The sequence below is a fragment of the Psychromonas sp. SP041 genome (assembly GCF_000470315.2).
Taxonomy (GTDB): domain Bacteria; phylum Pseudomonadota; class Gammaproteobacteria; order Enterobacterales; family Psychromonadaceae; genus Psychromonas.
Window position 1 is genome coordinate 160949 of the sequence record NZ_CBRF02000004.1, and the last position, 10281, is coordinate 171229.

General features: G+C 36.0%; 7 protein-coding genes and 1 pseudogene. 7 read left to right on the forward strand and 1 reads right to left on the reverse strand.

Annotation, left to right across the window (positions count from 1 at the left end):
* Window positions 1–30: 30 nt before the first annotated feature.
* From fabB to SP041_RS03910, 7 genes are all read left to right on the forward strand, one after another.
* Window positions 31–1245 (forward strand): beta-ketoacyl-ACP synthase I, encoded by a 1215-nt coding sequence (gene fabB / locus SP041_RS03880; RefSeq protein WP_025563900.1) that lies wholly within the window; start codon window positions 31–33, stop codon window positions 1243–1245.
* 70 nt (window positions 1246–1315) lie between these two features.
* Complete coding sequence (locus tag SP041_RS03885) at window positions 1316–2455, forward strand: 4-phosphoerythronate dehydrogenase (protein WP_025563898.1); 1140 nt, start codon at window positions 1316–1318, stop codon at window positions 2453–2455.
* A 9-nt stretch (window positions 2456–2464) separates the two neighbouring features.
* Window positions 2465–3478, forward strand: coding sequence for an aspartate-semialdehyde dehydrogenase (locus tag SP041_RS03890; protein ID WP_025563896.1), 1014 nt, complete (start codon window positions 2465–2467; stop codon window positions 3476–3478).
* A gap of 124 nt (window positions 3479–3602) precedes the next feature.
* The gene (locus tag SP041_RS03895; protein WP_137297420.1) at window positions 3603–6089 is read left to right on the forward strand and encodes a FimV/HubP family polar landmark protein; all 2487 of its coding nucleotides are present in this window, start codon (window positions 3603–3605) and stop codon (window positions 6087–6089) included.
* 100 nt (window positions 6090–6189) lie between these two features.
* Window positions 6190–7206, forward strand: a complete 1017-nt coding sequence (nagZ, locus tag SP041_RS03900; RefSeq protein WP_025564719.1) for a beta-N-acetylhexosaminidase — start codon at window positions 6190–6192, stop codon at window positions 7204–7206.
* 338 nt (window positions 7207–7544) lie between these two features.
* Window positions 7545–8087, forward strand: coding sequence for an alpha/beta hydrolase YcfP (gene ycfP, locus SP041_RS03905; RefSeq protein ID WP_025564720.1), 543 nt, complete (start codon window positions 7545–7547; stop codon window positions 8085–8087).
* Between the two features lie 273 nt (window positions 8088–8360).
* Window positions 8361–9647 (forward strand): NAD(P)/FAD-dependent oxidoreductase, encoded by a 1287-nt coding sequence (locus SP041_RS03910; protein ID WP_025564721.1) that lies wholly within the window; start codon window positions 8361–8363, stop codon window positions 9645–9647.
* A gap of 57 nt (window positions 9648–9704) precedes the next feature.
* Here the strand turns inward: SP041_RS03910 and SP041_RS03915 are convergent.
* Window positions 9705–10281 (reverse strand): annotated as a pseudogene (locus tag SP041_RS03915) (transposase); the annotation flags it as partial.

Genomic DNA, 10281 nt, shown 5'->3' on the forward strand with positions numbered 1-10281 from the left:
ATTAGTCCCTCAAGCAATAAAGGCTTAATAATGAAAAGAGCAGTAATTACAGGTATCGGTATTGTTTCTAGTATTGGTAACAATAAAGAAGAAGTTTTAGCATCACTTAAAAGTGGCCAGTCAGGCATTACATTTTCTGAGCAATTTAAAGAAGTGGGAATGCGTAGCCAAGTTTGGGGTGATTTAAAAATCAATCCTTCTGAGCATATTGACCGTAAAGTAATGCGTTTCATGGGTGATGCAGCTGCATACACTTATTTGTCAATGCAACAAGCAGTTGCTGATGCTAATTTACCAGAAGACATGGTTTCAAATGTGCGTACTGGTTTAGTAGCCGGCTCTGGTGGTGGTTCTTCGAAAAACCAGGTTGATGCATGCCAAATCATGAAAGATAAAGGCGTACGTCGTGTTGGTCCTTATATGGTTCCACGTACGATGGCGAGCACGACTTCGGCTTGTGTCGCGACACCATTTAAAATCAAAGGTATCAATTACTCAATGAGTTCTGCTTGTGCAACAAGCTCACATTGTATCGGTCACGCTCTTGAACAAATCCAACTTGGCAAACAAGATATTGTTTTTGCCGGTGGTGGTGAAGAGTTAGATTGGACAATGGCTTGTGAGTTTGATGCGATGGGCGCACTTTCAAGTAAATACAATGAAACACCTGATAAAGCATCTCGTACTTATGATACAAAACGCGATGGTTTTGTTATCTCTGGCGGCGGCGGTATGGTTGTTGTTGAAGAACTTGAGCATGCACTTGCTCGTGGTGCTAAAATTTACGCAGAAATCGTAGGTTACGGCGCAACGTCAGATGGTTACGACATGGTTGCTCCATCTGGTGAAGGCGCTGTACGTTGCATGCAACAAGCACTTTCTACCGTTGAAGGTAATGTTGATTACTTAAATACTCACGGTACATCAACACCTGTTGGTGATGTTAAAGAGTTAGAAGCGATTAACATCGTATTCGCTGATGGCGCTCCAAAAATTAGCTCGACTAAATCTCAAACTGGTCATTCATTAGGTGCAGCGGGTGTTCATGAAGCTATCTACAGCTTATTAATGATGGAAAATGACTTTATCTCAGCTTCTTGTAATATCGATGAAGTTGATGAGAAAGCAGTTAATCTTCCAATCGTTAAAAACAAACCTGAAGCGGCTAAATTAGATATTGTTATGTCTAACAGTTTTGGTTTTGGTGGAACAAATGCATCATTAGTATTTAAACGTTTTAAATAATATATCGTTTAATGCATAAAAAAGGAGCCTTGGCTCCTTTTTTTCGTTTGGTTATAAGTCAGGATAAATGATGAAAATTTACATTGATGAAAATGTCCCTTACGGTAAGGATTTTTTCGAATCTTTCGGGGAAATAATTACTTTTTCTGGACGTAACGTCACACCTGAACAAGTAAAAGATGCTGACATATTATTAGTACGTTCAATCACTAAGGTTGATCAAACATTGTTAAGCCTTAACGACAATATCAAATTTGTTGGAACGGCTACGATTGGTACTGACCATATTGATTTAAATTACTTACAAAAACGTAACATCGCATTTAGTAGTGCGCCTGGGTGTAATAAAATATCAGTTGCTGAATATGTATTAAGTGCATTGTTGGTGTTAGCTGAAAGTAATCAATTTGAATTAGTCGATAAAAGTGTTGCGATTGTTGGTGCGGGTAATACAGGTAGTGCAGTTTATCAATGTTTAACTGGATTAGGCGTTCGTTGTAAATTATATGATCCACCTTTACAAGCAGCAGGCGATACCAGAGAGTTTTGTGACTTTTCTGAGGTCTTGAAATCAGATATTATTTCATTACATGTCCCTAAGACAATGGAAGGTCCCTTTAAAACTTTCCATCTGTTTGATGAGTCGGTATTACAAAAGCTTACCCCTGAGCAGATATTGATTAATGCTTGTCGTGGTGAAGTGATAGATAACCAAGCGTTATTAACATTAGCAACGGAACAGAAAACACCTACCTTGGTGTTAGATGTTTGGGAAAATGAACCCAATATTGAGAAAGCATTGTTGCCTTTTGTCACGTTAGCAACACCGCATATTGCAGGTTATAGCTTAGATGGTCGCGTACGTGGTACGGAAATGCTATATCAAGCGCTATGTAAATATTTAAAAACTGAAATGCTTTTAAATAGCACTGACTTTATAGTTAAAGCAAAGATTAGCCAAACTGATATTCAATCATCTTTAACATCAGAATTATTAAAATCTTTAGTACATTTGATATATGATGTGCGCAGAGATGATGCCTTATTTAGAAGTAAAGTTAATCAAATAAATGGTTTTGATCAAATGCGTAAAAATTATCCTGAACGAAGAGAGCTTTCTACTCTTTCACTTAATTTTATTGATCCTATCCATCAGAATTCACAAGAAATCAATTTAAAGAAAATTGGTTTTACTGTTAAAAATAAATAAAAGGTCAACATGAACAAAGAATATAATATTGCACTTATTGGTGAAATTGACGGTTGTATTGAAACGACTTTAGAAGTGTTATTAAAACGAGACTTTGCAATTAATAACATTTTTCCTTTAAATATTGGCGAGTCAGAAACAACTTCTGTTATGTATTCAGGTAAACCAGTTGATGTATTAGAGATTGAATCATTTGATTGGCAACAAGTTGATATTGCTTTGTTCCTTGCTGATCGTGATGTGGCACAACAATGGATCCCAATTGCAAAAGAGCATTGTGTTGTTATTGATATCAGTGGTTATTATTTGGAAGATGCTGCGGTACCTTTAGTACAAATGGGCATTAATGATGATGATATTGCACGTTACAGTGAATCAAATATTATTGCTATTCCAAGTCCTGAAACAGCACAATTAACATTAGCGATTAAACAAATTCATCAAGAAGTTGGTATTAAACGTGTGACGGTTGCTGGTTACCAATCTGTATCATGTATTGGTAAAGTTGGTGTGAGTGCATTAGCGAGTGAGACGGCACTTTTGTTGAATGCTAAAGGTATTGAACAAAAAAGATTTAAACAACAAATCGCATTTAACATCGTGCCGCAAATCGATGAATTCAATGAAGATGGCATTACATTTTCTGAATTACGTTTAGCTGCAGAAACAAGACGTTTATTAAACGACCCTGAAATGGTTGTTTCGACTACGCAAGTTGTTGTTCCGATGTTTTACGGTTGCTCACAAGCTGTTCACATTGTGACGCATTACCCTGTCGAGCTTGAAGAAGTGGCAAACGCATTACATCACAGTGATAATATTGTATTGGCTGAGTCTGTTGGTGATTATGCAAACATGATCGACGATGTGGTCGGTAACGTTGAAGTACATGTTGGACGCTTACGTAAAGATACTTGTGATGCTGCAGGTATTAACATGTGGGTATGTGCAGACAATGTTCATTACGGTATTGCAACAAATGCAGTATTAGTAATGGAGAAGTTAGCTTATACTTATTTGTAAATAGTATTTTGATAGGCTAGCTCTCAAATCTAGCCTTTTTATTTGTTTTAAAATATCTTCTATTGATTGTCCTAGTTTATTATATAAATAATATTGTTTTGCTTTTCCCTCACAAGGATCGTTTATGAATCGCATTTTACTTGGTCTTGTTTGTTGTTCTTCATTGTTATTTAATGTGCCTGCACAAAGTGTTGAACTTATTGGTCCTAATGATGAAGTCGAAATACAACAAGCTGTTGAAGTAACTCCTGTCCCTACGGCTTCGCCTGTTACGCCAATAAATACACCAACAAATATACCAACAAAGTATGGGCCAATTAAGAGCTCTGAAACGTTATGGTCAATTGCAACTCAACTTCGCCCTAATAATAATGTGTCTGTTTACCAAACCTTAGCGGCTATTTATAAATCCAATCCATCAGCTTTTCGTCAAGGTGATATCAATAAAATTATTGAATCATCAGTGATCAACATACCGAGCCCTGCATTAATCGCACAACAATCTAATGCTGAAGCTTACGCGCTATTAAAACCGGCACCTAAAGTTAGTAAACCTACTCCAAAAAAGTTAACTATCCCGACACCTGAAGCAATAAAAACGGATGTTAAAAATAACGTAGAACCTACATTTTTACCTATTGATGAACCTAATGTAGAGGGATTGAAAAAAGACTTAGAAGATAAAGAACAGACGTTAACTCGTAATGAGGAGCAAGTAGCGATTCAAGAGAAAGAGCTTGCTTTGTTAAGTGAACAATTAATTGTTGCTACAGAATCCAACCAACGTTTAAAGTTAAAGTTACAACCGTTAAGTGACCAAATAGCCTCTCTTTCAGAGCAAGTGGAAGAAGATATAAAGGTTCAGAAAGAGCTTCAAGCACTGATTGATCAATATAAAGCACAAATTGATGCTATCGAAGAGCCCCCATTCAGTGGCACAGGTATTTTAAATACTATTTTACGTGCTATTAGCTCATCAACTTCTATCTTAATTTTTGCTATTTTGTTTCCATTGTTATTGTTAACGGGGATTTTCCTACTGATTCTACGTTTAAAATCTAAACGAGAATTGGCTTTACGCCAACAAGAATTAGCTGAATCAACTGCCATTCTAAGCGAAGAGAAAAGTGAATTTGATACGTTATTAGATGACGATTTAGATATACAGCCTTTGCCTGACGATCTAGATGACAGTGATTTCATTGTCGACACATCGATGGATGATATTGCTGAAAATAACGATGATGAAATAAGTAATAGCGAAGAAAGTAATATTGACGAACTTCAAGAAGATATTACTGAACAAGTAAATAACGTTGAAGAAGTTGTTGATACTGAATTAATTGATGGTGAAACACCTGATATAGATGAAAATAATGACAATGAATTAGATTTTGATCTTGATGCCATGATTGATGGTTCAGATGACGTCATTGACTTGTCCGAAGCGGATTTAAATCTAGAAGAGGCTGACCAAAGTGATTTAGATTTAGCTGCGCAGTGGGAATCTGAACTTGCACAAGCTGAACAAGAAACTGATACTGATGAATTAGGGGATATTGAAGTTGCTTTATCAGAAATCGCCGAAGAACCAATAGAACTTGATTTTTCAGAAGAAAATAATGCAATTGAAGATATCGATTCATTAACATCAGAAGCTGATATAGAAGCGTTATCTGAGGTCGATGAACAAGAAATAGAGGAAGCTCTACCTGAAACTATTGAAGAAGACATTCCAACAGATACTCCTACAGATGTAGATGAGTTACTTGAATCGATTGATGAAAACGTTACCACTGATGTAGATGAGTTGCTTGAATCGGTTGATAAAGACGTTAGCACTGATGTAGATGAGTTACTTGAATCGGTTGATGAAGACGTTAGCACTGATGTAGATGAGTTACTTGAATCGGTTGATAAAGACGTTAGCACTGATGTAGATGAGTTACTTGAATCGGTTGATGAAGACGTTAGCACTGATGTAGATGAGTTACTTGAATCGGTTGATGAAGACGTTAGCACTGATGTAGATGAGTTACTTGAATCGGTTAATGAAGACGTTAGCACTGATGCAGATGAGTTACTTGAATCGGTTAATGAAGACGTTAGCACTGATGTAGATGAATTACTTGAATCGGTTAATGAGGACGTAATTGAGCAAGAAGCAGAACCTGAATCAATTGATGAAGAGATCGCAGTAGATGTTGAAGAGCTGGAAACATTAGCAGAGACTCCTGTAGATGCCGATACATTAGCAAAACAATTAAGTGATGGTGCGTTTAATGAAGATGTAGCACTACCAAGTTTTGATAAAAATGATGATAAAGGTTTTATTGATATCGATACCTTATTAACGGGTAATGAAAGTGATGATGTTACAGAGGAGGATTTTAATTTAGAATTTGGATTAGATGAGTTCCCTGATGTCGTCGATTCATTTACGGAGTTTGATACTGATGCCGATGGTGTTGCTGCACAATTAGATCTGGCACATGCTTATTTAGAAATAGATGAAAAAGAAGGTGCAAAAGCAATATTAACTAAACTGTTAGAAACTGCACCAGAAGATAAACTAAAAGAAGTGAAAAAATTACTGGCTAGAATTAGTTGATGTAATTTCCTTTAATTTAAACGATTTAATTAAAAAATCGTTCAATAAAGTCATTTCTAAAGCCAGCATTGCTGGCTTTTTAATTAAAATGGAAATAAATATGCGCCCAGTTATTTTGGATGTAGAAGGTTATCAGTTAACAGTAACTGAACAAGAATATTTAGGTCATCCACTCGTTGCTGGTGTTATTTTATTCACTCGTAACTTTGATAATATTTTACAGTTAAAAGAATTAGTACAACAAATTCGACTATACGCTAAACAAGATATTATTATTTCGGTCGATCATGAAGGAGGGCGTGTACAACGTTTTCGTGATGGATTTACTGAGTTACCTTCTTGTGGATCTCTCATTACAAATTCATCATCAATGGAAGAAGCATTGAGTTTAGCTAAAGCAAGTGCATTTGTTATGGCCAGTGAATTGCTTGCCTGTGATATTGATTTAAGTTTCGCACCAGTATTAGATATCAATGGTATCTCTGATGTCATTAGAGAACGTGCTTTTAGTGAGAATAAAGACCAAGTTACTTTGTTAGCTTCAGCGTATATTGAAGGAATGAAACTAGCTGGTATGTCTAGTACGGGTAAACATTTTCCTGGACATGGTAGTGTAAAAGCAGATTCTCATATTGCGCTACCAGTGGATAACCGAAGTGCTGAACAAATTTTTAATCATGACATGCAGCCGTTCGCTGAGTTAATTAAAAGTAATAAATTAGATGCGATCATGCCATCACATGTTGTTTACGCACAATGTGATGCGTTACCTTGTGGCTTTTCAGAGTATTGGCTACAGAAAATATTGAAACAAAAACTGGGTTTTACAGGGGCTATCATTAGCGATGATATTTCAATGCATGGTGCGAGTTTTGTAGGTAATCATTTATCTAGAGCAAAAGAAGCGATTCATGCAGGCTGTGATCTTATACTTGCTTGCAATGATACGCCTGCTGCAATGACCATTTTAGATGGTTTACAAATAACTAATAACTGTAACGAAGAGCTGATAGCATCATTGTTGGCAGATAAAAACAAACTATCGTTACCTTTGCAAAAGAATATATATTGGGCTGAGAGTAGACGCTTATTACTCGATTTTAATGAAAGCTGCTAAATTACGTTAAGATAGTGTTAAGCAATACTTGCACAATTAGTAAGTTTATTTAGACTAATATATCCCATTACCATTCAAGGTGCAAAATTCAGCAAGCGGTGAAGTGAACAGATGCTAGGCAGACAAAGGAAGATCTAACGGGTTAAATCGATACTTTCTAACAACTAAGGTGTTTACTTCACAGCAGGCCCTCTGGGTCGTTAGCTTGAATGGTAACGGGTATATATATAATATTTATTAACCTAGAGTCTTATTAATCTCGTTATTAATGTGATCTTGTTAATAATGAGATGTTTAAGTCGTATCACTCAATGGTATAAAAAGGCGGAATTTAATACATGATCATCTATTTACATGGTTTTGATGCAACGAGTCCTGGTAATCACGAAAAAGTGATGCAATTAAAGTCTATCGATCAAGATGTTCGTTTTGTGCATTACAGTACGATTCAACCAAAACAAGACATGAGCCATATTTTAAAAGAAGTACACCAGCATATTAAAAGTACTGATGATAGTGCGCCCCTAATCTGTGGTGTTGGTCTTGGTGGTTATTGGAGCGAGAGAATTGGTTTTTTATGCGGTATTAAACAAGTCATATTTAACCCTAACTTACATCCTGAAGACAATATGGTTGGACGAATTGAATGGCCTGAAGAGTATTTTGATATCGATACAAAGTGTGTCAGTGATTTTCGACGTGAAAATGAAAGTAATTGCTTATGCATTCTTTCAACTGTCGATGATGTACTTGATAGTGAGGTAAGTAACCATGAGCTAGCTGATTATTACCCGATTATTTTTGACCAAAATCAAGGTCATAAATTTACTGATATCACCGCTCATCTATCAACTATTAAAAAATTTAAAGTAGATAAATAAACATCTTTAGTTAGCATATTACGTCAACTCAACTTTATAAACCTGCTGTATGCAGGTTTAACTTCAAATAAAAAACTATCCTATAATTTACTTTAGGTAATCCAAATGCGACTTCATTCGCAATCAAATGCAAAATAAGGTGACTTGGCGCCCATTTTTTTATAATCTTACTTTTTATAAAGTATGATGTAGATCCACTTTTTTTATAAAACATATTTTTCCGATAGAAGTAAGAGTGTTTTTTGTAAAAAATTTAATTTTATTGAGGTCGTTATGAAGAAAATTGTAATAGTAGGTGGCGGTGCTGGCGGTTTAGAGTTAGCAACGAAATTAGGTAATAAGCTTGGTCGGAAACAAAAAGCACATATTACGCTAGTTGATAAGAATAGTACTCATCTTTGGAAACCATTGTTACATGAAGTGGCGGCTGGGTCTTTAGATGATGGTATTGATGCTGTAAGTTACAGAGCGCATGCAACAAACCATTCTTTTAACTTTAAATTAGGTGCAATGCGACATTTAGACCGCGTTAATAAAACAATTTCAATCGATGCTTTATTCGATGAAGAAGGGTGTCAAATATTACCTGAAAGCCATCTTGAATATGACATCTTAGTTATGGCATTAGGTAGTGTTAGTAATGATTTTAATACCAAAGGTGTTAGCGATCATTGTATCTTTCTAGATAGCCCTCAACAGGCTAAAAAATTCCATCATCGTATGTTAAATAAATATTTACAACTCGGTGTTAAAGAAACCAATTCAGTTAACGTTTCAATCATTGGTGCTGGTGCAACGGGTGTTGAATTATCAGCTGAGTTATACAATTCACTTAAACAAGTTTCTAGTTATGGTTTCTCTCATATTAAAAGCGCTGATTTACGTGTGAGTTTGATAGAAGCGGGCGATAGTATTTTACCTGCTTTACCTAAACGTATTTCTGCTTCTGCACACCGCGAATTACTTAAATTAGGTGTTGATGTACGTACTAACACTATGGTGACTGAAGCGAATGAAGAAGGATTGTTAACTAAATCTGGTGAATTGATAAAAGCAGACTTAATTGTGTGGGCTGCGGGTATTAAAGCGCCTGATTATTTAAAAGATTTGGCCGGTTTAGAAACAAACAGAATTAATCAGTTAATCGTTAAACCTACATTACAAACCACTTTAGATAACGATATTTATGCGATTGGTGACTGTGCAAGCTGTGCATTACCCAATGGCGGCTTTGTTCCCCCTCGTGCTCAATCTGCTCATCAAATGGCTTCATTAGTGGGTAAAAATATTTTAGCAACGCTTAAAGGTAAACCATTAATTGATTATAAATATACAGACTATGGCTCTCTAATTTCATTAAGTAATTACAGTACGGTGGGTAGTTTAATGGGAAGTTTGATGCAAGGGTCTATGATGGTAGAAGGACGTTTGGCTAAAGTTGTTTACGTTTCGTTGTATCGTATGCATCAAGTAGCACTGCACGGTTATATTCGTACGGGTTTAATGACGATTGTTGAAAAAATTAATCGAGTTTTACGTCCTCGACTAAAACTACATTAATTCGCAGTTTATATTTTGCTTTAAAAAATGCCTCACATTGTTGACAATGCCGTTCGGTTAAGAGATTTTAGGCTTATATCTTAACGGATATCTAGATGGAATATAGAGCACTGAACGTGAAAACGTTCGGTGTTTTCTTTTTTGGGTAAAATAAAATGCTTAACATCTTCTCGCATAAGTTGAAGTTTTTTCGGAATAGTCCCATTACCTGATAGTGCATAGGCTCTTATTTGTGTATCTATAATACAAATGGCAGCAGTGAAACTGATCCGTGTAGGTTCAACCTTCGCTTCTAGCGCAATATTAACCATTTCAAGTCGGATCAAGTTATAACCCAATAATACCCCCCATAACTCCTGTCGTACTCCTTCGGGAAAACGACTTCGTAGTGTAATTTCCCCATTCAACTGATTGTTTTTAAGCTCTCCAAAACTCTGCTCTATTTCCCATCGCTCCCAGTACACAGACAATAAACTTTCCATTGAATAAGCTGTCGGATCGATTAACGAGGTAATAAAACCTTTAATATCACCCTTTGGATCTTGATAACATATCATTCTTGCTTGCCAAGTCTCTGGTAATGTTGGGTTTTTAGTTCTCGCTTGCGGGGATACGGGCATTTCAATTAATAAAT